Consider the following 20,944-nt stretch of genomic DNA (forward strand, 5'->3'; position numbering starts at 1 on the left):
TCTTAATAGAGTAGGAAGCGCTTTCATTGAACGGGGCAAATCATAGTTATGGCGGGGCGCAGAAGCGCCCCGCCCGATTAAGATAGTTAGAGCTTCTTGAATAGCAAAGAAGCGTTATGGCCTCCAAAGCCAAATGAGTTTTTTAGGGCGTAGTTGATTTTCCTATCAACTCCTGAATTTGGTGTGTAGTTCAGATTGCATTCAGGATCGGGGATAGAGTAATTAATCGTTGGTGGAACGAAAGAGTTCTGAATTGCAAGAAGAGTTGCTACAGATTCAATTGCTCCTGCGGCTCCCAGGGCATGTCCGACCATTGACTTTGTGGAACTTATGTTGAGCCCATCACTACTCCCAAATAGACGCTTTATGGCTCGTGTCTCCGTCAAGTCGTTTAAGGGCGTAGAAGTGCCGTGAGCGTTAATATAGTCAACTTCTGATGGGTCAACTTCGGCTTCTTCAAGAGCCATTTTCATAGCTCTGTAAGCTCCATCACCAGATTCCTCGGGTGAAGTGATATGAAACGCATCATCGGTTGAACCGTATCCGGCGATTTCCCCGTAGATCTTTGCTCCACGCTTCAAAGCATGCCCGTATTCCTCGATGATCAGTGTTGCGGATCCTTCGGCCATAACAAATCCATCGCGTTCGCGATCAAACGGTCTTGAAGCATTTTCAGGATTTCCGCGTGATAGGGCGGTCATATTCGAGAAGCCGGCAAGAGCAAGGGGCGTGATCGTGGCTTCAGAACCGCCGGTCATCGCGATATCGATTATCCCATTTCTTATAAGCCTCGTTGCTTCACCAATCGCATTTGTGCCAGAAGCGCAAGCTGTGGACACAGTGAAGTTTGTACCCTTGAACTTGAAACGTACGGCGAGAAGTCCTGGTGCCATATTCGCGATAGTCATGGGAATCAGGAAAGGGCTGATTCTCGAGGGGCCTTTTTCCAACAAGACGGAGTGCTGGTCCTCAATGACATCCATTCCGCCTAGACCTACACCATAGACCACCCCAGCCCTTTCGGGATTAGGAATCTTTCCGTCCAGACCGGAATCATCATACGCCTGGCAAGCACTAGCAACAGCCATCTGAACAAATCTTGCGTTTCTTTTTGCTTCTTTTTTGCCCATAAATGCAACAGGATCGAAGTCTTTTACCTGACCAGCAACCTTTGATCCAAACTGAGTGACATCAAAAGTGTCAATCCAGTCAATACCAGATCTACCAGATTTCAGCGACTCCCAAAACTCCGATAGGTTCTTTCCTATTGAACAAATTACACCCATTCCAGTTATTACGACTCTTCTCATCCTATCTCTCTTCCAGTTTGATTATGAATTTCACAACGTCATCGATGGTCTTGAAGCTTGCGGTCTGACTGTCGCTGATCTGGATATCGAATTTGTCTTCAAGTTCCATTACAAGATCTACCAAGTCAAGAGAGTCAGCTCCAAGATCTTCTATGAATCTTGAACTTCCGACGATTTCTCCAGCTTCAATACTCAGATTCTCTGCTACGATCGAAATCACTCTTTCCTGTACAGTAGACGTCTTTTCCATTGAACTCACCTCTCATTTCAAAGTATTTTAGTTAACGATTTCCTGGAATTCTCTTATTACTTCAAGGCTTTCGCAATCTGTTGTGCTAATCGAAACGTTTCTATCAATCTTCTTCATAAATCCGCTAAGAACCTTTCCGGGTCCTACTTCAATGAATCTGTCCGAGCCAAGTTGTATCATTCTTCTTATTGATTGTTCCCATTTAACTGGCTTATATGCCTGGGAGATTATGAGTTCTTTGATTTCCTCTGGATCTTCGGGGAAGAAGTCGCCAGTGACGTTTGAGATCACGGGGATTTTAGGAGGACTCACCTTGACGTCCTTCAGAAAGTCCCGCAAGACATCGCCTACTGGCTGTAAGAATCGACTGTGAAAAGGTGCGCTGACGGAAAGCTCAACGCACTTTCTAGCACCTGCTTCCAGTGCCATTGAAGTTACCAAACGCACTTTTTCTGTAGTTCCCGAAACCACAACCTGGCCTGGACAGTTGTAATTGGCAACGATAACTTCTTCTTCAGAAGAGATTTCCAGGCAGATTTTCTCTACGGCCTCATTGGGTAAACCTATGATTGCCGCCATTATTCCTTCACCGGGTGGAATTGCTTCTTGCATCGCTATTCCCCTCAACCTGACAAGTCGAAGAGCATCAGCGTACTCAAGTGATCCCGCAACAGTAAGCGCACTGAATTCTCCAAGAGATAGACCCGCTACAATATCGGGTTTAGCACCCCTTTCCGAGAGGAAATCCGAAAGAGCGATGCTGACAGAGAGAATAGCCGGCTGAGCATTCTGTGTAAGAGTCAACTCACTTTCCGGACCTTCAAGCATCAATCTTAACATATCAAATCCAAGCATTCGGCCCGAGAGCCCAATGAATTCTCGTATTATGGCGCTTTCCTCGAACAGTGTCTTTCCCATTCCAACGTACTGACTCCCCTGACCGGGAAATATCCATGCTACCATCTCTTGATCCCTCCCAAAACTTCGATGACCTCTTCGGCTTCCCCGATGATTTCTTCCAACAACTCACTTACGCTTTTGATGTCTCTGATCAATCCACTAGATTGACCGGCCATGAGCGAGCCAAAATTGAGATCACCTTCTCTTGCGGCTCTTTTAAGGCCGCCAATCGCCACTCTTTCAATTGCCTCGACTCCGTTACCTTGTCTTTCAAGTTCTTCAATCTTCCTAGTCAATTTATTTCGGAAGGCTCTGACAGGATGTCCGGTTGAGATCCCTGTAACGACTGTATCAAGCTCGTTTGATGAAAGAACTCTTTCTTTGTAATTATGGTGTGCCGAACACTCCGTCGTGCAAATGAACCTTGTTCCCATCTGGATTCCGCTTGCCCCTAGAGCAAGAGCTGCTACGAGCCCTCTTCCATCAGCGATTCCGCCGGCAGCAATAACAGGGATCTTTACTACGGATGCAACGGCCGCCACCAGAACCATTGTTGTCACCTTTCCGATATGGCCACCGGCTTCCATTCCTTCGGCAATTACTGCGTCAGCACCTTGTTTTTCGAGCCTTCGTGCAAGTGCCGTTGAAGCAACAACCGGGATTACTTTAGTCCCAGAAGACTTGAGCCTTTCAATAATGCGTGATGGGCTTCCTGCACCTGTCGTTACCACTGGTACCTTCTCTCGGCAGACAACTTCTATTTGATCTTCGATGTTCTGAGAGAGAAGCATAATATTTACGCCAAAAGGTTTTGATGTGATCTCTTTTGTTCTTCGGATTTCAGTCTGTAACTCTTCCGCCGAAAGGCTTCCGCCAGCAATAATCCCTAACCCGCCAGCATTTGAAACAGCCCCTGCCAAGCCGTTGTCTGAAATCCAGGCCATTCCTCCCTGGAATATTGGATACTTTATTCCTAATAGTTCAGTTAGTGTTCTTCTTTGTCTCGTCAATGTCGTTCCTCCTGGCACGGAAATGCTGATAAAGAGTCAGCAACACTATACCAGGGCCCAAGGAGACCAATAAAGTATGGATTTCGGACGCTTTGCGGTCTTATTGACCGGAAACGCTACAGGAGGAGAGCTTTGAAAGACAAGGAGTATGTTCAAGAGAGAATTCCTCACAGAGACCCTTTTCTGTTAGTGGACGGTGTAACATCTATTGGAGAAACGGAGGCTAAAGCTTACAGAGATATCCTTGAAGATGATCCCGTTTTCAGAGGCCACTTTCCCGGGTGCCCAATCTACCCGGGAGTACTAATAATTGAGGGTCTAGCACAAACGGCGGGAATTCTTCTTCTAAAGCCTGGGACAACCCCTTTGTTCGTAGGAATAGAAAAAGCACGGTTCAAGACCATAGTTAAACCTCCATGCAGACTTGAATACTCAATCAGACTGATTGGAAGAAAGATGAATCTTGCCAAAATAGATGCTACAGCTTTTGTAGATGGCAAACTTTCTGTCAAGGCAGTTCTACTTGTCACTTCGCTATAACAATGATTTTGGAAAGAAAAAACCCCTGTGCTATAATTTAGGCGTTGATCCTGCACAGGGGACTAAAGGGGGTAAGCCGTCACCTTCGAAGGGTGACGGCATTTCCATTTTAGAACTGGAAAGAAGCAACGAATCTTACGCCGCTTCTATAGACGAAGAAAGCCACGTAATCTCCCTCTCTTATGCTATCAACAGCTTCTTCAAAAGCACTTACATTATCAATAGCCACCTGATTTCCATTTATGCTTAAACGGGTTATTATGTCGTCTTTCCCTATGCCCAGCCTGTATACTATTCCTTCTGTGCTTACACTCCTAACGATTATCCCTCTGAACTCTTGAGAAAGGCCGAGACGCTCTCTGTCTTCAGGAGTTATCTCGGAAACCGAGAGGCCTAAAGAGCTCTCGAAAGCTTTTGGCTCTTCACTCTCTTCCTGTGAAGAAGTACTTTCTTGAGAAAGGGTCCCAAGGACTGCAGTTACAACAATCCTCTCTCCGAACCTGTCGATCGTGATTCTAACTTGAGAACCAGCAGGGTAGTTGAGTACAGCTGCTCTAAGCTCAGAGGAGTTTGAGATCTCAAGATTTTCGAATCCGACTATTACGTCTTGTGGCCTAATTCCCGCCTTGTCAGCAGCTGAGTCAGGTACGACATCGGTTATTAAGGCGCCTTTATCAACTTTGAGACCCAACGATCGAGAGATTGCCTCAGTGACGGAGTCCATGTACACTCCCAGATAAGCCCTCTGAACCGATCCCGTTTCGATTATCGAATCAACGAATCTCATAGCAACGTTGATCGGTATTGCGAAGCCAAGAGAAGTCCCAACGTCGGGAGATATAATGGCTGTGTTGATTCCGATAACCTGACCATAAATGTTGAGGAGTGGACCTCCACTATTACCGGGGTTGATTGCTGCATCAGTCTGGATAAGATTCGAATAGACTCCGTTACCGTCGGGTTTCGGTAGCTGCCTGCCGACAGCGCTGATCACGCCGAGGGTAACTGTGTGTTTTAGACCAAAAGGATTGCCTATCGCAATTGCCCATTCGCCTATCCTAAGAGAGTCGGAGTCACCGACTTCAACAATGGGAAGATCGGCACCGTCCGGTTCGATCTTTATCACGGCAATGTCTAGTTCGGCGTCTCCTCCAATATACTTTGCCGGATAGACGTTGCCGTCGAGAAGAGATACCGATATCTTGTCTGCTCCAGCGACAACATGTTCGTTAGTGAAAATATAGCCATCTTTACTGAAGATGAACCCGGACCCAACGCCGGTCACCTTCTGATCGGGAATTTCACCAAAAAAACGCCTGAAGAATTCCTCGAAACCGTAAGGATCTCTGATGGAATATTTCCTTGTCGCCTCAACGTCTACTTTGACAACTGCTGGTCCTGCTGCTTCAACTACGTTAATAACTGGGCTCTCGTAGCCTTCATTAACCAGGGCCAGAGAAGCCACTGATAACATAACTACAACAAGTACTACAGAAACCTTCTTCATAACTCTGACCTCCTTCTTCGAGTTGGCTACTCCGGTATCAATTTGACTGAAAATTTTTGTCCATTGTTCAAGGAATTGGTTGGTGATATACTGTTATAGTTCATTTTCGAGAGGTGACTCGAAATGCAGTGGTTGTTCGTTCTAGTTGTTTTTGTTCTGGCTTACATTCTCATAATATCTGGTAAATTCAATAGATCTACCGTTGCGTTTGCAGCAGGTATAATCATACTTCTTTCTAAAGTAATACCTAACTTCGATATGAAGGAAATTGGTTTTCTTGTAGACTTCAATACGATAGGCATTCTTATCGGAATGATGATAGTGGTCGGCACTCTTAGGACAACAGGGTTCTTCGAGTTTGTGGCTGTTCATGTTGTGAGGATTTCGAAGGGAAATGTTAGAGCATTATTAGTCTTCTTTATGGTTACAATTGCGCTTTTCTCTGCCTTTCTAGACAACGTCACTACTATACTTCTCTTTGCCCCGATAATATTTCTTGTTGCGGATTCTCTGGAAGTCTCCCCCAGAAACTTCCTGCTTGCGGGTGTCCTCGCCGCAAACGTTGGAGGAACGGCAACGCTGATTGGAGATCCGCCCAATATCCTTGTCGGTTCAGCGAGTGGATTCGGATTTATGGATTTCATAAGGATAGATGGCCCTATTACTCTCATTGCACTGCTAATTACTGTCGTCTTTCTTGACAGAAGGGTTTTCAAGAGTTATAGATTGATGGGAGACAAACTTCAGCGGCTTGCAAGTATGGATCCCAACAAGGCTATAGTCTCAAAATCCTCACTGTACAAGTCGCTGACCGTGTTTTTTGGAATAATAGCAGGATTCCTTCTGCACGACTTGATAGGAGTTGAGCCATCTTTGATTGCCCTCGGCGGTGCTGCTGCTGCGATGATCCTTAGCGGTAAGAGTTTTTCAAGTCTGTCTGAGGATATCGAATGGGACACGATCTTTTTCTTCATGGGGTTGTTTGTGCTTGCGTCGGCACTCCAACAAGTAGGTATTACGTCATCTATTTCCGATCTACTTGGTTCTCTTTCGGGCAACAGGATCATTCTCTTTCTAACACTTTACTGGTTATCTGCACTCATGAGCGGTTTTATCGGTGCGGTGCCGGCTGTAACATTTATGATTCCCGTTATTGAGGGGATGACTGCAAAATACGGAGTTCCCATGGATGTTTGGTGGGTGATATCGATCTCAGCGTGTTTTGGGGGGAGTTTCTCAATTGCGGGCGCCGCAGCCAATATGGTTGGTGTCGGACTGATAGAAAAGCATTCAAGGGAAAAGCTGAGTTATTCGGATTTCTTGAAGTTTTCAATGCCGTTGACGATCATGACCCTTGCTGCCGGTACTGCGTATATCCTTGTGAGGTTTTCCTTCTAGGGTTCGTCTTTCAGTTAAAACCTCTTTTTGTGCTTTTCTAGAACCTGAGGACTTTTCTACAAAGATTGAGTCGCCATTTTCTGAAGTCATCTCAGTGTAATACATAGCCGTGGAGAGTGTCGAAGGTGAAGGAGTGAAAATCTGGACTTGCTCAGGATTATAGCGCATTTTCTCTCGAATAAATCTCTTTAGTTCTTCCATGTCCCGAATCGTGCACCCTGGGTGGGCCGCGATGAAGTAACCAACAACGAAGTTTTTTCTGTCTGATAGCCGATCAACTTCTTCAAGAAAGCTAGTCAGCATCTTATTCGAGGGTTTGCACATGTGTTCAAGCACATGATCGACTGTGTGCTCTGGAGCTATCTTCAGCTGCCCCGAGACGTGGTTTTTCATTAGTTCCTTCAGAAATTCCTTCCCGTATCTTTTATCACCTAGAATGAGATCATATCTGATGCCCGAGGAGACGAATACATGTTTTACTCCAGGAATTTCTCTCGCTCTTTTTAGAAGAGACAAATATCTTGAATGATCAGGTTCCAAAGAGCCGCATACCTCCGGGAAGAGGCATCTCTTGGTTCGGCAGGCTCCAGCCTTCAGCTTAACCAAACACTCGTAGCCGTACATGTTCGCCGTTGGTCCACCTATGTCAGTTACGGTTCCTCTGAAATTACCATCTCTTGTGAGAGAAACGACTTCGTCAAGAATAGATGTCTCACTTCTTGAGACTACTGTCCTTCCCTGATGAAGGGCAATTGCGCAGAAATTGCACTGACCATAGCAACCTCTATGGCTCGTCACTGAATAGCGTACCGTATCAACAGCTTTAACTCTACCTTTGGAGAGAGATACAGGATGCACGGTACGAGTGAAAGGAAGAGAGTAGAATGAGTCCAGCTCCTCTTGAATAACAACTGGCGGTTTGTTCTGAACAACATATCTGTTATCCTGGAGCTGGTAAAGCCGATTCCCTCTTGCGGCATCGGTCTCTTCGTGGATCATTCTGGTGAGCTTGAAGTAATCCTTCTTGTTGCGGACTACAGACTCATGTGATGGGAGTTCCACTCCATCCGGTTTTGCGCTTGACCAGAAAGCTGTACCCTCTACATTGTGAGACACTCTTCCTTGATTAGCAATCTCTCTGGCAATTTCCACAATCGGTTTTTCTCCCATTCCATAAACAAGCAAATCGGCTTTGGAATCAAGGAGAATCGACTTCTTTATTCTGTCGCTCCACCAATCAAAATGAGAGAATCTTCTCAGACTAGCTTCTATGCCTCCAATAACTACAATTGTGTCTTTAAATGCCTGCCTAATTAGGTTAGCATAGACCGTCACTGCCCTATCGGGTCTCTTTCCCCCGATCCCTCCTGGTGTGTAATCATCGCTCTTTCTCTTCTTCCCGGTTGAAGTATAGTTTGCAACCATCGAATCGGCATTCCCAGAGGTCACACCAAAGAAGAGTCTTGGTCTTCCCAGCGCTCTGATCTCTGTGGTTGTTCTCCAGTCGGGTTGTGAGATAACACCAATTCTCCACCCATCAGATTCAAGGACCCTGGCTATCATTGCAGTTCCAAAGGAAGGATGATCAACAAAAGCATCCCCCGTTACAAGGATCACATCGAGAACGTTCCAGTTTCTTTCTACCATCTCTTCGGTCGTCATTGGTATATTCATAAGGCACTCCAAAAAGAAAAACGGGAAGCGAAACCGTAAGCCGGATTCTGTTACTGTGACCATCTATCTGGGAGCCATGTTACCATAGCCCTCTTGCATCCTACCCGAAAGGGATTTGGTGGGCATCCTCAGACCCTTTCTGCTTGGACTTGCTCCAGACGGGGGTTACCAGGCCTGCCGGTCGCCCGACAGCCGGTGAGCTCTTACCTTCACCTTTCCATCCTTGCCCTAAGGCGGTCTTCTTTTCTATGGCCCTTTCCGGAGATCACTCTCCCTGGGTATTACCCAGCGCCCCTGCCCATGGAGTCCGGACTTTCCTCGGAATTTCCGCGGTCACACGTTTCGCTTCCCGATTAGATTGCCAAGGCCTTAATGCCCTGATATCTACCTTCAATTATCATCTTTCTCTCGATCATATTCAAGAGCTTGATCTTCGACATTCCCCAGTTACCGAAGAGAGTACCTTCGATCGGCGGATCGGAGACGAGTCTGTGGATTATTACGTTTTCGTTCAAATGCTCAAGAAAGAGAATGACTCTCTCCACAAATTGCTCTGCAGTACCTAGGTCCACTTTTCCCTTCTTATACATTCTCGCTAGCTCAGTGCCTTCAACAATGTACAGAGAGTGAATCTTAACTCCTTCGATACCAAGTACTGAGATCAACCTTGCCGCTTCGCAGACATCCTCTTCGGTATCCCAAGGCAGATTGGCTATCACGTGAGTGACTACCTCAATACCTCTCTTTCTCGCTCTCAATGAAGAATCGACAAATTGTGCAAGCGTATGTCCTCTATTAATAGCTTTCAGAGTGTTTGGATTAATGCTCTGAAGACCGAGTTCAAGAATAACGTCAACTTCTTCGGAGAACTCCTCCAGAAGATCCAGTACTTCTTCCGACACAAGATCCGGTCTTGTCGAAATGTCCAGTATTACTACATCTTCAATGAGAGCCTCTCTGTACACTGTTCTCAGTCTTTCAGTTGGTGCGTACGTATTCGAGTTGGCCTGAAAGTATGCCATGAACTTTCCAATTCCCTTTTTTCTAAGAAGAGATATTCTTTGAAAGAGCTGTTCCCTCAAAGAAAGACTGGAGTCAACAGAGAACCCGCTTCCCGAAGGATCGCAGTATATGCAACCTCCAATTCCATTGACTTTATGAGGACATGAAAAACCGGCATCAAGTGGGACTCTATGAACATACTCGCCGTACTTAAGCCTCAGGTGAGTCTTCAGATCTTTGTAGGGCTTATGATTCAACGGATCTCACCAGACTCTTTTCGAACTCTTTGAAGGCATCAACTGCAGAGTTTACCTCCTCTTTGGAACTACCTATGAACAAATACAGCCACTTTCCCGAGAACCACGTCTTCACAAATCCTCCATCGATCTTCCCCGAAAATTCTCCATAGATCCACGGTATCGCACTTACGAGCGCTCTGAATTCATTTGAAATTTCTCTAATCAGCGAATACCAGAGACTTGTGGTCCCTGAAGCGGTCTCGAATTTCGCTATATATATGCTGAGCTCCTTCGTTCCTTTTGCGAATTCTTTATGAAGAAGAAGAGAGTCTTCATTAAGAGTAAAGCCTAATAGTCTGCCTCCAACACTTGTAGTCGTTGAAATGTCCATGTAGCCACTCATAGTGAATCCTGCGAACCTACCAGGTACCAGGTCAACTCTGGAGCTTCCACAGGAAGAAACCAGAATTACCAGAAACAATAGCGCTACGATGAAACGGGATTGTTTGCCTCTCATTTCTTCACCTCCCGGTCGATTAATTCTCTGAAGCGTCTGGCTTTCAAGAAGGGCTTAGGCCAACTCTCCTGTCCCAGCCTCTCTAAATGATCCGAAAAGAGAGTGCCGTCTCTCGGGTCCTTAAGCTCCCTATCAATTTCAAGCAAGGGGACCAGAACGAACTTCCTATTAATTATATCGCTATGAGGAACTGTAAGCTCTACTGTCTGGAGAACCGTTTTTCCGTGAAGCAAGATATCGATATCAATCTCCCTCGGACTCCATCTGAATCTTTGAACTCTGCCAACAGCATTTTCAATGAACTTAATATCTCTTATGAGTAACCTGACATCTCCTGAGTAACGGAACTTGCCGACACAGTTCAGGAAATCATCCTGCTCTGTGTTTCCGTACGGTTGTGTAGTGTATACTGACGAGACCTCTAAAAGGGGCAATCCCAATTCGATGAGCTTTGTGAAAGCTTCCGCGATGTAATTCAGTCTGTTGTCGATATTGCTACCAAATGCGAGAAATAGATCACTCTCCACTCAACTTCCTCCGTAATGACCACGCCGCTTCTTTTAGTCTCTGCACAGTGTCCAACGAGAATCCCTGCTTCCACCAGTGCGGAATGATCGAGTTGTCAAGAAGTAGTGGGTCAATATCTTCAGCAAATGAACCTCTTTCAATTAGTTCTTTCCATTGCAGAGTTCCTGGTATAGGCGTGAATTCGTTAAGACTTGGGGACAGGCCTAACTCTTCACAGATTCTCAGTGAGTCCAGTACATCTTCTTCGCTCTGTCCAGGTAGATTCAGCATGATGTAGGCGCTAATCTCCTTGTAGGTGAATCCGGCCTTTGAGAGGTTATCGACGGCTCTGTAGATATCGTTAAGAAAAACTTTCCCCCCTGTGGAAGTTTGCAAGGCTCGATCTGAAGTCTCCAGTCCGATTTTAATCGTCTTGAAGTTATTAGCGTACATCAAATCTGCGGTTTCCCTGTCTACAAATCGCGCGTGCACTCCATTAGGCAGGTGAAACCTTGTTCTTATGCTACGATGTTCGATTTCTTTCATAAGTGTCTTGAAACCGCCACCAACAAGAATCGCGTCATCAAAAAAGACAATGTCTGAGAGATTCGATGATTTAACCAGGTACTCGATATGCTCTGCAGTCTTTGTCGGATCTCTTCTTAAGAAATGGCGCCATAGATAACTACTTGCGCAGTAAACGCATCTGAAAGGGCACCCTAGACTGGTTATTACAACAGCATAATGCGGAGATTCGTAGGCCGAGTAATCGGGACTAAGCTCATCAAACCAATCAGACTGAACAGATTTGTTTATTCCGAGGAATAGCAGAGCCTTCTCTATAGGCTTCATTCCCGTTCCGGGACAGACCAAATCTGCCCCTGCATTCCTTTTTGCGTGTTCCGGAAGCAGCGTTGCGTAGACCCCACCAAGCACAATAGGTATTGACGGCAACTCTTGGCGAACAACCCTTATTGTGTCGCTCACTCCATAATGCCAGTACGTCATCATAGAAGTAACGAAGACACCGTCAACGTGGTCTAGTTGTTGCAGTTTGCTCCTGAATACTTCTTCAGGAAAACCGAACCTCTTGAACCTTCTTGGGATGGAAGCTATACAGTCTGGTTTTGGAACAACGGTTTCCACGAACTTCCCGGTTCCGAAGTATTTTTCACCTGAACCGGAGGAATATGAGAGAAGGTCCGAATCGTATCGATCAAGACAGTCAACTAAGACCGGTTCAACTCCAAGGGTTTTCAGAGCAGAAGATATGTACAATAACCCCAAAGGCTTTAGCCAGTAATCGTAGGCTGATACATCTTCAATCCAAGGATTGATCAGTAATATTCTTTTCAAATGACTTCACTCGATTGTAATAGGATCTTATTCCCTTCAAGGTTAGATAAGGGTCGTCCATTTCTATGAACCCATCTTCAGTAATGAAGAGACGTGCTTTTCCACCCGTTCCAACGATTTTCGGCTTGACATCAAACTGCTTCTCGATTTCGCTAATAATTCCCTGCAGAGCGAAATACGTTCCGTTTACTATACCGATTCTAAGGTTGTCCTCAGTACTCGTTCCGAAGTAGTGGTCTTCAAAGAAGAGCTCGACTTCCGGCAGCTTTGCAGTCCTGGAGAAGAGAGCAGACATCGCCGTTTCAGGTCCAGGAAGAATTGCGCCACCTGCAAATGCGCCATCCATAACAATATCTATGGTAATTGCAGTCCCAACATCGACAACGATTACGTTGGCTCCGTAACATTCCTTCGCGCCCATTACGTTTGCCAGTCTATCGGCACCAATTTCCGAAGGGTTGTCTGTTTCCAGATCGACAGAAACAAACCTATCGGCCTTGACAAACATGGCCGGTTCCAACAGATATTTTCTGGCGAAGTAATCAATTGTTGAGTTTAGTCTTGGAACAACGCTTGCCACACAAAGCCCTTTTATACTCGAAAGTGAAGCTTGTTCGTACCTCAAGAGTCCTTCAAGAATGACGAATAGTTCATCTTCCGTCTCGAGCCTCAAAGAAGGAAGCCTCCATACAGCCTCTATTTTGCTCCCACTGTCGAGACCAAAAACGGTCGTCGTGTTTCCCACGTCAGCAAGTAACAGCATTCTATACCTCCTAGCTAGATAGTAACATCTCATTTGGACTCTTTGTACTAGCATTGGTTCTGGCCAATCCTTGCTGTTTCACATTATCTTAATAATTCTCTCCACTTGATAGGCAGATGATGTGATGATATAATCTTTCTGCCAGCGCAGGCTGGAGACTGTAAGTGGGAGCGACTCGCTAGCTCAGCAGGTAGAGCACCTGACTTTTAATCAGGGGGTCGCGGGTTCGAATCCCGCGCGAGTCACCAGCGAGAGTGGCGAAATTGGCAGACGCGCTGGACTTAGGATCCAGTGGGGAGACCTGTGAGGGTTCAAGTCCCTCCTCTCGCACCAGAGAATGATTCTCTTCATGCGGATGTAGCTCAGTGGTAGAGCACCTGCTTGCCAAGCAGGGGGTCGCGGGTTCGAACCCCGTCTTCCGCTCCAGGAAGACGCCTGAAGGCGTCTTCTTTTTTATACGATCTTATCTTTCTGTTCCCGGATATCTATTCGGTCATTGAAAGAGCAGAAAGCGCTTTCTCGTAAGAAAAACTGGAAAGCAAACCTACCTCAATGAGGGTGCTTTGAGCACCACTGGTTTTCTGAATAGCTGTCCGGCTGGGTTACCGTCTTCTTCTCACTCCCATTCGATGGTTGCAGGAGGTTTGTCAGTTATGTCGAAAACGACCCTTCCGACTTCCTTCACCCGAGACGTAATCCTTGAAGAGACTTCTCTAAGAAGGTTATGAGGAAGCGCATGCCAGGAAGCAGTCATGCCTTCATGGCTATCTACGGCTCTAAGTGCAACTACGGAACCATATGATCTCTTGTCACCTTTAACCCCGACGCTTGAAATTGAGAGCAGCACCGCAAAGGACTGCCAGATCCTTTCTATTTCGCCCGATTCTTCAAGCACTTCGAGAAAGATAGAGTCAACTTCCTTTAATATTCTTGCCCTTTCGGCTGTTACTTCGCCGATTATCCTCACCCCTAGGCCGGGTCCAGGAAAGGGTTGTCTGTTAATCAGGGTTTCATCTATGCCGAGAGATCTACCAAGATTCCTTACTTCATCTTTGAAGAGTTCTCTTATTGGCTCGAGGAGCGTCAGTTTCATATTCTCAGGCAGACCACCAACATTGTGGTGACTCTTGATCTTCTCCGCACTTCTGGAGGATGCGCCGGATTCAATGACATCAGAGTAGATCGTTCCCTGCAGAAGAAAGTCTGCACTCAGTTTATTTGCTTCTCTTTCGAAGACCTTGACGAATGTCTCTCCTATCGCTCTCCTCTTGTCCTCGGGATCAACAATCCCTTTTAGTGCAAAGAAAAACTCTTGGGACGCATCAACAGTTATAACGTTCATACCGAGACTCTTCAGAGTTCCTGGGACTTCAAGTTCCTCGTTCTTTCTCATCAAGCCATGATTTACGAAGATTCCGATGAAGTCGTCGCCTATTGCTCTGGTTGTCAATGCTGCAGCTACAGTCGAATCAACCCCTCCAGAAAGCCCGCCAACAACCTTTTTCCCTTCAACGGTTCTTCGGATCTCTCCAATCTTCTCATTCGCGAAATCAGAGATCTTCCAATCCCGAGAAGCTCCGCATATGCCAAGTACAAACTTTTCTATCAACTCCTTTCCATATTGAGTTTGATGAACCTCTGGATGAAATTGAAAGGCCAAGTCTCTACCGTTCGTGAATCCGGCAATCGTTCCATTTCTGCTTCGGGCAATGACTGAACAACTCTCAGGTAGACTGGTTACTTCGTCTCCATGACTCATCCAAACTTCTATCTCACTAGGGATTCCACGAAGATGATTAGTGTCGACAGATATCGCAGTGAGGCCATACTCGCCACGAATTCCGCGTGAGACAAACCCTCCCATTCGTTTTGCCAGCAGGTGCATTCCGTAGCATATTCCGAGGATAGGCACGGAGAGTTCATGTAGTTGTTCAGGGACATCAGCAGAGCCTTCTTCATAGACGCTTTGCGGGCCGCCAGAAAGAACAACGCCTCTTATGCTGTTGTCGAATGTGAAGCAGTCCGGAGTTGTTACGGTGCAAAGAACACCGATTTCTCGTATTCGTCGAGCGAGAAGGAGCGTGTATTGAGATCCGTAGTCAAGAACAATAATCCTGTCCATTTTGCCTCCGAAAGAAAAAACCCCCAGGCGGGGTAGTATTAATGCACGCCGTAGAAAGAAGGTTATGGCCTTCTGTAGAAACTCCCGCGCCGATTCGCGGGATTATACGGGTAAATGGATTCTATCACCTCGGAAAACGCTAGGTACTAAGGATTAGTAAATAAAGAATCACCACCGGCCAAGAAGCCCCACACTCCAGGTTCTCTCGAAACTAATAGATTCGATCTTATTAGTGAGGTTAGTACCAATTCCGGATGTAATAAGCATGTCTCCAACCCTAACCTCGATTCCTCCTCCGACAAGAAAATCCATGTTTCCGAGAAGATCCGCGTTCATCGAGACTCCTGCTCGAGCCGAAAAAAGACTGTTGTATGTATACTGTGTCGAAAGGCCAAAATACTTGATTTCCAATCCCTCTCTTGTTCCCAATTCAAGTCCTATCATGAAAGGGTCAGGAACAAATCGTATTCCTGCCAGAAGATCGATCGAATTTGCGGATGAACCGCTATTCCAAATAGAACTACTGAAGGCTACTACGTAGTCCAGGATCTCGTAAGCCTTTCCAGTAATACCACCCTTGATTGCGACACCGTAGTTTGTTGTTGTTGCGGTGGACATGTTTATTTGTAGATCTACGCCATAGGCAGTTAGGGGCCCAAGTTCGCCAGATATCATGTAGCTGAGAGACCTAATACTTGACGTTTTGCCAATATCCATATAGTACTGAAGCATTCCAGCCATTCCGTCATCGGAGTCCTCAAATAACTGAACGTATAGTCCACGCTCATTTGATGAAGGGGAAGCGGTTGTGGTGAGTTCAACAAAGCTCGATGAAAATGCTGAATTGAGTACTCCATAGAGATCTGATGGACTTCCAAATCCCGAACTATACCCTTTTGCCAGTATGCCATTTCCTCCTGTTTGAAGCGAGAATGGATTCAATGCCGCAGTAACCACACCAAGAGATACGACCACTAAAATCAAGAGCTTCTTCATCTTATCACCCCATACGTTCTTCAGAAGTCTTTGGATTAACTGCTTGAATAAGGCCGGTTTCTAGGCAGTAGTTTTTGAATTCAGCCAGTCTATCTTCAAGTATAGCCTCTCGGATCTTCTTCACGAACTGCATAAGAAAGCTGATGTTATGGTAACTCAACAGAGTCTTTCCAAGTATCTCATCCCTCGTAAAAAGGTGATGAATGTACGCTTTACTGTATGTTGAACAGACTTTGCATTGACAAAATGGATCAACAGGAGATCTGTCCAACTTGTTTCTCGCCGATTTCAGGTTAACTCTTCCCCGCGATGTAAGAGCTGCCCCGTGCCTTCCTAGCCTTGTGGGGAGAACACTGTCGAACATGTCAACGCCGTTTTCGACAGCAACCATTATCAGTTCGGGTGTCCCGACTCCCATTAGATATCTAGGCCGATCCTCCGGTAGAAACTCGACAGAGCTTGAAAGCACCCTCTCGGTAGTCTCAAAATCCTCTCCGACGCTCAACCCGCCTAGTGCAAACCCGTCAAAATCCATGGCGGTTATTTGAGAAGCGCTTTCTTCTCTTAAGTCGTTGAAGAACCCTCCCTGAACTACACCGAAAAAGGACTGCTTACTGTTCCTTCTATGTGCGATCAAAAATCTCTTTGCCCAAGCCGTTGTTCTATTCACGGAATTCCTTACGTATTCCTTTGTTGCACTTGGTTCAGTACACTCATCAAAAGCCATTGCAATGTCTGATCCAACAGCTTCTTGTATCTCCATCGAAAGCTCTGGAGTAACGAAAAGACTCCTCCCATCAAGCGGTGAGCGAAACTTAACTCCTTCATCGCTCACCTTTTTGTCTTTTAGCGAGAAAACCTGGAACCCCCCGCTATCCGTTAGGATTGAATGACCCCAAGACATGAACTTGTGAAGTCCACCGAAATCTCGTAGAATATCGAGCCCCGGGCGCAAGAACAAATGAAAAGCGTTGCCAAGTATTATTCTTGCTTCGAGTTCATGGAGCTGGTCTTGCCATATTCCCTTAACTGTTCCATTGGTCCCAACCGGCATAAACACTGGCGTATCAAACTCTCCGTGAGGAGTACTAATAATGCCGGTTCTTGCCTTTGATTCGGTGCTAGATGCTCTGATGCTCAGCTCAACCATTTCGCTTCCCGATTATCTCGATGATTTTCTCGTAGGAAGCGTTTATCTGTTTTTCCAACTGCTTCATTTCTTCATTTACCCACGAGCCATAATCAGGGTCTTTAAGAGATTTCATGTTTATCATTACGTTGGCTTTAGCTATTTTGTAAACCGCATGAAGAAGGTGAGCGGCACTTTCTGCGTCCGAAAGCACATTTGAGTTCCCCCACTTGGCAAGTCGTTCGACGTTGAAAATGATATTCTTGCAGCGTCTGGCGAGATCAAAAGGCACTTCTATTGCTGTTTTCAAAGCCTGCTGAACCTTCATCTCCCTGCTATTCTTTTCATCATCTGTGGCCTTTGACATCTTATAGGCTGACATCACCTGGTCGAACGCCTGGATATCGCGGTTCATAAGATCACATAGGTAGTTGCTTTCTGACTCAAAGACTTCTAAAGCGGACTCCATATGACCTTCAACATCTTCGTATCCCTTCTTGCCAATGGTCAAGTTCGCAACCATAGACCCTAATGACGCTGCGAGAGCAGCTACGACCGCACCTACTGCTCCGCCTCCTGGAGTTGCAGATTTCTCAGCAACTTTCTTCAAGAAGTCTTTAACTGGTAGTGTGCAGAAATCCATTTTAATAACCCCCCCAATTATCATTTGATTCTCCAGTCACTATCTTTATACCAGAACTTGTACCTATCCTGTTTGCGCCGGCGACTATCATTTTGAGAGCATCTTCTCTTGACTTGACACCTCCGGAGGCCTTTACTCTGCATTTGTCACCGACCACAAATTTCATAAGCGAAACATCTTCTATAGTTGCTCCACCTGAGGAGAAACCGGTAGAAGTCTTCACGAAAGCGGAACCTGCCTCTCTCGAAATAACGCAGCCAGCGATCTTCTCTTCTACGGTCAACAAACAAGTTTCCAAAATCACCTTAACAGGTTTTCCATGAGCCGATTCTACCACTTTAACTATGTCATCAAAAACGGTTTCGTACTCTCCAGCCTTCAGAAGGCCCACGTTGATCACCATGTCAAACTCGTCTGCCCCATTGTCAGAGGCCCATGAAGCTTCGAAAACTTTTGCTTCACTTGACATCTGTCCCAAAGGAAATCCCACAACAACCGTCTTTTTTACATCACTTTCTGCGAGCAACTTAGTTGCCAAAGGAATGTATCCGCTATTCACACAGACACTCCAGAACTCATAACGCATAGCTTCTTCACAAAGCTTTCTTACCATTTCTGGTGTTGCGTCGGCCTTCAGAAGAGTATGGTCGATGAATCTCGAGACATTTAGTTTATCGGGCAGTTCTCTAACAACAGGGGAGTATTCTTCCTTGTATCTCCTGATTTCGTTCCTAACTGATTCTTTAATCATCGCATCACCTTTCCTTCTCTCACTCTTTTTGAAATCTCAAAGCTCCAAATCATTTGAAATTCCCTGCATAGCTCTTAAGGAAAGAGAGAGAAACTCCGGAAGGGAAATTCCAAATTCTGAACAACTTGCCATTTGCTCCCTGCTTGCGCCCTTAGCAAACGACTTCTCCTTGAATCTGTTCAAGAGGAATTCGACATCAATATCGACAAGTTGGGTTCCTTTTCTGATAAGGACGGCAGCTACTATGAACCCTGTCACAGGGTCGGCTGCATAAATGGCTTTCTCAATAAGTGACTCCCTCTCCTTCTTATCACAGTGCGCTAGAATAGCATCTTTCACTTCGTTGGGAAGATCCTTTCCTTCAAGCATCTGCACGGACTTGTTACCGTGTTCATTGAAATTATCCTTTGTGAATTCGTAGTCAAGATCATGGAGAAGCCCTGCCATAGCCCAAACATCTCTATCCTGTTCCAGCTTTTCAGCCAGAGCTTTCATTACCGCCTCAGTAGCAAGTACGTGCTTAATTAGATTCTTTGAATGTATGTTGTTTCTTATAAGAAGCATTGCCTCTTCTCTCGAAATCATTATGCGCCACCTCCGCTGTGAAGACCTTTCCTGCTGCAAAACTATAGTATCTGCCGCTTCCTATTATAACGTGATCCAGCATCTTAATTCCGAGAGTTTCTCCAGCGTTTCTAATCCTAGAGGTAATGCCTTCGTCCTCTTTGCTGGGAGATGGATCACCGGAGGGGTGATTATGGACGAGGATTATTGCTGCGGCAGTTCTGCTGATGGCGGGTTTGTAGACCTCTCTGGGATGAAGAAGGGAAGAATCCAGAATTCCTATGCTCACAGTGTTGAGACCTCTGTAGTTCAGTTTGGTATCTAAAGAAATCACTCTTACTGTCTCCCTATCCATGAAGGCCATATCATGGCAAAGACAGTAGACACCCTCCGGTTCGTCAAGACGTACCCTTGTATTTTCCGACATTTCTCTGAAGATTCTCTGCCCTAGTTCAAGAGAGGCTTTCAGACACACGGCTTTTGCTGTGCCGAGGCCTTTGATATTCATGAGTTCAGATACCTCAGCAGAAAGAAGCGCAGTCAACGAACCATAGTAGTTGAGAAGCTCTTCACTCATCTGAATTACACCTTTGCCTTTGCTTCCTGTTCTCAGCAGAATTGCTATTAGTTCACTATTGGTGAGAGAGCCGGCACCGTATTCTATCAGTTTCTCCCTTGGCATCAATTGGGTGTCCATTTTATTCTACCCCCCGCGAATGAAGCTCCTGCCATAGCCTTCCAACTGGTAATCCCATCACATTGTAAAAGTCTCCTGAGATGCATTTCACGAAGAGTGCGCCGTAATCCTGTATTCCGTATGCGCCGGCTTTGTCCAGAGAGATGCCGCTTTCCGCATACTCTCGCAAAACTCTCTCAGGTACTTCTCTGAAAGTGACTTCGGTCTCTTCAATAAACTCGAAGGCGATCTTCTCGGAAACTACTGACAGTGATGTGTATACTGAGTGAGTTTTTCCTGTAAGGGACGAAAGCATCCTGAACGCCTCATCAACAGAACTTGGTTTTCCAAGCACAAATCCATCTAGCACAACTACTGTATCTGCTCCCACAACTATTGAATCGGGACGTCTGAGATAGACGTTTTGGGCCTTTCTGTGAGATAGCTCCGAAAGCTCAGCTTCGGAGTATCTCTCAGAGAGATTCTCTTCAACTCCTTCGGGAGGGACGATCTCAAAGGGGATTCTTAGTAGCCGAAAGAGCTCTTTTCTTCTGGGAGAAGATGAACCTAATATCAGTCTTGCCAAAGAGTATCACCAATCCTTCGAATGACTTCAAATGCAATATAAGCATTGATTACTGCCGATATCGATCCAAGAAGCAACATGTAAGGGTAAAGAAAAACGATCTCAAAGCTTTTCACAACTATCGTTGAAGCAACCAGCAATTGAGTGAAATTATTGACAGAAGCACCGACAAGGCTGATTCCTATCAAGCCGAATTTCTCTGTTTTGCTAAGTAGCCACATAACTGAGGCCGATGTAGAAGCTCCCGAAATCCCCATCAAGAATCCAGGTGTTGCTAGTCTTCCTGTTAAGAGGCTGCCTATGAAGGTTTTCCCAATAGAAATGGCGATAACGTCTTTGAATGGCATTCCTGATAGAGCTAATAACAAGACAAGATTTGAGAAGCCCCATCTTCCGCCTGGAACTGGCAAAGGAAAAGGTATGAGGGTTTCTAGAAGATAAAGTACAGAACCTATCGCTATTAACATCGATAGTGTGGTTACTCTTCTTGCCTCCATTACTACT

21 protein-coding genes, 3 tRNA genes, 1 other RNA gene, 1 pseudogene and 1 riboswitch are annotated in these 20,944 nt (G+C 45.7%); of the genes and pseudogenes, 5 read left to right on the forward strand and 21 right to left on the reverse strand.

What is annotated here, in order from left to right; genetic code table 11:
* Positions 1 to 86 precede the first annotated feature (86 nt).
* From fabF to fabK, 4 genes are read right to left on the reverse strand one after another with little or no spacing between them, the layout of a single operon-like run.
* The gene (gene fabF, locus V512_RS01960; protein ID WP_099828786.1) at positions 87 to 1,310 is read right to left on the reverse strand and encodes a beta-ketoacyl-ACP synthase II; all 1,224 of its coding nucleotides are present in this window, start codon (positions 1,308 to 1,310) and stop codon (positions 87 to 89) included.
* Position 1,311: 1 nt separating this feature from the next.
* The gene (gene acpP, locus V512_RS01965) at positions 1,312 to 1,560 is read right to left on the reverse strand and encodes an acyl carrier protein (protein WP_099828787.1); all 249 of its coding nucleotides are present in this window, start codon (positions 1,558 to 1,560) and stop codon (positions 1,312 to 1,314) included.
* Between the two features lie 27 nt (positions 1,561 to 1,587).
* Positions 1,588 to 2,523, reverse strand: coding sequence for an ACP S-malonyltransferase (gene fabD / locus V512_RS01970; protein ID WP_099828788.1), 936 nt, complete (start codon positions 2,521 to 2,523; stop codon positions 1,588 to 1,590).
* On the reverse strand, positions 2,517 to 3,470 hold the full coding sequence (fabK, locus tag V512_RS01975) for an enoyl-[acyl-carrier-protein] reductase FabK (protein ID WP_099828789.1): 954 nt from the start codon (positions 3,468 to 3,470) through the stop codon (positions 2,517 to 2,519). Before fabK ends, fabD begins: the two co-directional genes overlap by 7 nt.
* A 132-nt stretch (positions 3,471 to 3,602) precedes the next feature.
* On the opposite strand from fabK, the gene fabZ reads away from it, so the two are divergent.
* The gene (gene fabZ / locus V512_RS01980; RefSeq protein ID WP_099828790.1) at positions 3,603 to 4,010 is read left to right on the forward strand and encodes a 3-hydroxyacyl-ACP dehydratase FabZ; all 408 of its coding nucleotides are present in this window, start codon (positions 3,603 to 3,605) and stop codon (positions 4,008 to 4,010) included.
* 109 nt (positions 4,011 to 4,119) lie between these two features.
* Here fabZ and V512_RS01985 read toward each other — a convergent pair whose 3' ends face one another.
* A complete protein-coding gene (locus tag V512_RS01985; protein ID WP_099828791.1) occupies positions 4,120 to 5,517 on the reverse strand; it encodes a Do family serine endopeptidase in 1,398 nt (465 codons plus the stop codon).
* A gap of 123 nt (positions 5,518 to 5,640) precedes the next feature.
* Between V512_RS01985 and V512_RS01990 the strand changes: the two genes are divergently transcribed.
* The gene (locus V512_RS01990; RefSeq protein WP_099828792.1) at positions 5,641 to 6,915 is read left to right on the forward strand and encodes an ArsB/NhaD family transporter; all 1,275 of its coding nucleotides are present in this window, start codon (positions 5,641 to 5,643) and stop codon (positions 6,913 to 6,915) included.
* Here the strand turns inward: V512_RS01990 and V512_RS01995 are convergent.
* The 7 genes from V512_RS01995 to V512_RS02025 form a co-directional block, all read right to left on the reverse strand.
* The gene (locus V512_RS01995; RefSeq protein WP_099828793.1) at positions 6,847 to 8,589 is read right to left on the reverse strand and encodes a YgiQ family radical SAM protein; all 1,743 of its coding nucleotides are present in this window, start codon (positions 8,587 to 8,589) and stop codon (positions 6,847 to 6,849) included. The genes V512_RS01990 and V512_RS01995 overlap by 69 nt on opposite strands.
* A gap of 20 nt (positions 8,590 to 8,609) precedes the next feature.
* Positions 8,610 to 8,938: RNase P RNA component class A (gene rnpB / locus V512_RS02000), an RNA gene on the reverse strand.
* A gap of 4 nt (positions 8,939 to 8,942) precedes the next feature.
* A complete protein-coding gene (locus tag V512_RS02005; protein ID WP_099828794.1) occupies positions 8,943 to 9,848 on the reverse strand; it encodes a TIGR01212 family radical SAM protein in 906 nt (301 codons plus the stop codon).
* Positions 9,838 to 10,347: a hypothetical protein gene (locus tag V512_RS02010; RefSeq protein ID WP_099828795.1), complete on the reverse strand. Its 510-nt coding sequence runs from the start codon at positions 10,345 to 10,347 to the stop codon at positions 9,838 to 9,840. The genes V512_RS02005 and V512_RS02010 overlap by 11 nt, the downstream gene beginning before the upstream one ends.
* Complete coding sequence (gene folK / locus V512_RS02015) at positions 10,344 to 10,874, reverse strand: 2-amino-4-hydroxy-6-hydroxymethyldihydropteridine diphosphokinase (RefSeq protein WP_099828796.1); 531 nt, start codon at positions 10,872 to 10,874, stop codon at positions 10,344 to 10,346. The genes V512_RS02010 and folK overlap by 4 nt, the downstream gene beginning before the upstream one ends.
* Positions 10,864 to 12,210: a B12-binding domain-containing radical SAM protein gene (locus V512_RS02020; protein ID WP_099828797.1), complete on the reverse strand. Its 1,347-nt coding sequence runs from the start codon at positions 12,208 to 12,210 to the stop codon at positions 10,864 to 10,866. Before V512_RS02020 ends, folK begins: the two co-directional genes overlap by 11 nt.
* Positions 12,176 to 12,973, reverse strand: coding sequence for a type III pantothenate kinase (locus V512_RS02025; RefSeq protein WP_099828798.1), 798 nt, complete (start codon positions 12,971 to 12,973; stop codon positions 12,176 to 12,178). Before V512_RS02025 ends, V512_RS02020 begins: the two co-directional genes overlap by 35 nt.
* 172 nt (positions 12,974 to 13,145) lie before the next feature.
* Here V512_RS02025 and V512_RS02030 point away from each other — a divergent pair.
* The 3 genes from V512_RS02030 (at position 13,146) to V512_RS02040 (ending at position 13,399) form a co-directional block, all read left to right on the forward strand.
* Positions 13,146 to 13,221 (forward strand) — tRNA-Lys (locus V512_RS02030).
* Positions 13,222 to 13,306, forward strand: a tRNA-Leu gene (locus tag V512_RS02035).
* A gap of 18 nt (positions 13,307 to 13,324) precedes the next feature.
* Positions 13,325 to 13,399: transfer RNA gene (locus tag V512_RS02040), tRNA-Gly, on the forward strand.
* Between the two features lie 190 nt (positions 13,400 to 13,589).
* Here the strand turns inward: V512_RS02040 and guaA are convergent.
* The 9 genes and pseudogenes from guaA to V512_RS02085 all read right to left on the reverse strand — a co-directional run bounded on the left by guaA (position 13,590) and on the right by V512_RS02085 (position 20,937).
* Positions 13,590 to 15,095, reverse strand: a complete 1,506-nt coding sequence (gene guaA / locus V512_RS02045) for a glutamine-hydrolyzing GMP synthase (RefSeq protein WP_099828799.1) — start codon at positions 15,093 to 15,095, stop codon at positions 13,590 to 13,592.
* Between the two features lie 31 nt (positions 15,096 to 15,126).
* A riboswitch (purine riboswitch) is annotated at positions 15,127 to 15,225 on the reverse strand.
* A 38-nt stretch (positions 15,226 to 15,263) separates the two neighbouring features.
* Positions 15,264 to 16,091 (reverse strand): hypothetical protein, encoded by an 828-nt coding sequence (locus V512_RS02050; protein ID WP_099828800.1) that lies wholly within the window; start codon positions 16,089 to 16,091, stop codon positions 15,264 to 15,266.
* A gap of 4 nt (positions 16,092 to 16,095) precedes the next feature.
* The gene (gene tgt, locus V512_RS02055) at positions 16,096 to 17,241 is read right to left on the reverse strand and encodes a tRNA guanosine(34) transglycosylase Tgt (RefSeq protein ID WP_099828801.1); all 1,146 of its coding nucleotides are present in this window, start codon (positions 17,239 to 17,241) and stop codon (positions 16,096 to 16,098) included.
* Positions 17,234 to 17,863, reverse strand: coding sequence for a cyclodeaminase/cyclohydrolase family protein (locus V512_RS02060; protein WP_099828802.1), 630 nt, complete (start codon positions 17,861 to 17,863; stop codon positions 17,234 to 17,236). Before V512_RS02060 ends, tgt begins: the two co-directional genes overlap by 8 nt.
* Before the next feature lies 1 nt (position 17,864).
* Complete coding sequence (gene deoC / locus V512_RS02065) at positions 17,865 to 18,614, reverse strand: deoxyribose-phosphate aldolase (RefSeq protein WP_099828803.1); 750 nt, start codon at positions 18,612 to 18,614, stop codon at positions 17,865 to 17,867.
* A 36-nt stretch (positions 18,615 to 18,650) separates the two neighbouring features.
* On the reverse strand, positions 18,651 to 19,199 hold the full coding sequence (locus V512_RS02070; RefSeq protein ID WP_099828804.1) for an HDIG domain-containing metalloprotein: 549 nt from the start codon (positions 19,197 to 19,199) through the stop codon (positions 18,651 to 18,653).
* A gap of 40 nt (positions 19,200 to 19,239) precedes the next feature.
* Positions 19,240 to 19,875, reverse strand: a pseudogene (radC, locus tag V512_RS02075) (DNA repair protein RadC); the annotation flags it as partial.
* 1 nt (position 19,876) lies between these two features.
* Entirely contained in the window at positions 19,877 to 20,440 is a 564-nt protein-coding gene (locus V512_RS02080; RefSeq protein ID WP_099828806.1) for a Maf family protein, read from the reverse strand.
* Positions 20,428 to 20,937 (reverse strand): Gx transporter family protein, encoded by a 510-nt coding sequence (locus tag V512_RS02085; RefSeq protein ID WP_099828807.1) that lies wholly within the window; start codon positions 20,935 to 20,937, stop codon positions 20,428 to 20,430. Before V512_RS02085 ends, V512_RS02080 begins: the two co-directional genes overlap by 13 nt.
* Positions 20,938 to 20,944: the final 7 nt, after the last annotated feature.

This window comes from Mesotoga sp. Brook.08.105.5.1 (assembly GCF_002752635.1).
Taxonomy (GTDB): domain Bacteria; phylum Thermotogota; class Thermotogae; order Petrotogales; family Kosmotogaceae; genus Mesotoga.

Bases quoted from the DNA above. Each gene is read 5' to 3' on its own strand.
- V512_RS01995 (WP_099828793.1), bottom strand. From the start codon at position 8,589: ATGAATATACCAATGACGACCGAAGAGATGGTAGAAAGAAACTGGAAC.
- V512_RS02070 (WP_099828804.1), bottom strand. From the start codon at position 19,199: ATGATTTCGAGAGAAGAGGCAATGCTTCTTATAAGAAACAACATACAT.
- V512_RS02060 (WP_099828802.1), bottom strand. From the start codon at position 17,863: ATGGATTTCTGCACACTACCAGTTAAAGACTTCTTGAAGAAAGTTGCT.
- V512_RS02025 (WP_099828798.1), bottom strand. From the start codon at position 12,973: ATGCTGTTACTTGCTGACGTGGGAAACACGACGACCGTTTTTGGTCTC.
- guaA (WP_099828799.1), bottom strand. From the start codon at position 15,095: ATGGACAGGATTATTGTTCTTGACTACGGATCTCAATACACGCTCCTT.
- fabD (WP_099828788.1), bottom strand. From the start codon at position 2,523: ATGGTAGCATGGATATTTCCCGGTCAGGGGAGTCAGTACGTTGGAATG.
- V512_RS02010 (WP_099828795.1), bottom strand. From the start codon at position 10,347: ATGAGAGGCAAACAATCCCGTTTCATCGTAGCGCTATTGTTTCTGGTA.
- acpP (WP_099828787.1), bottom strand. From the start codon at position 1,560: ATGGAAAAGACGTCTACTGTACAGGAAAGAGTGATTTCGATCGTAGCA.
- deoC (WP_099828803.1), bottom strand. From the start codon at position 18,614: ATGATTAAAGAATCAGTTAGGAACGAAATCAGGAGATACAAGGAAGAA.
- tgt (WP_099828801.1), bottom strand. From the start codon at position 17,241: ATGGTTGAGCTGAGCATCAGAGCATCTAGCACCGAATCAAAGGCAAGA.
- fabF (WP_099828786.1), bottom strand. From the start codon at position 1,310: ATGAGAAGAGTCGTAATAACTGGAATGGGTGTAATTTGTTCAATAGGA.
- V512_RS01985 (WP_099828791.1), bottom strand. From the start codon at position 5,517: ATGAAGAAGGTTTCTGTAGTACTTGTTGTAGTTATGTTATCAGTGGCT.
- V512_RS02085 (WP_099828807.1), bottom strand. From the start codon at position 20,937: ATGGAGGCAAGAAGAGTAACCACACTATCGATGTTAATAGCGATAGGT.
- V512_RS02050 (WP_099828800.1), bottom strand. From the start codon at position 16,091: ATGAAGAAGCTCTTGATTTTAGTGGTCGTATCTCTTGGTGTGGTTACT.
- V512_RS01990 (WP_099828792.1), top strand. From the start codon at position 5,641: ATGCAGTGGTTGTTCGTTCTAGTTGTTTTTGTTCTGGCTTACATTCTC.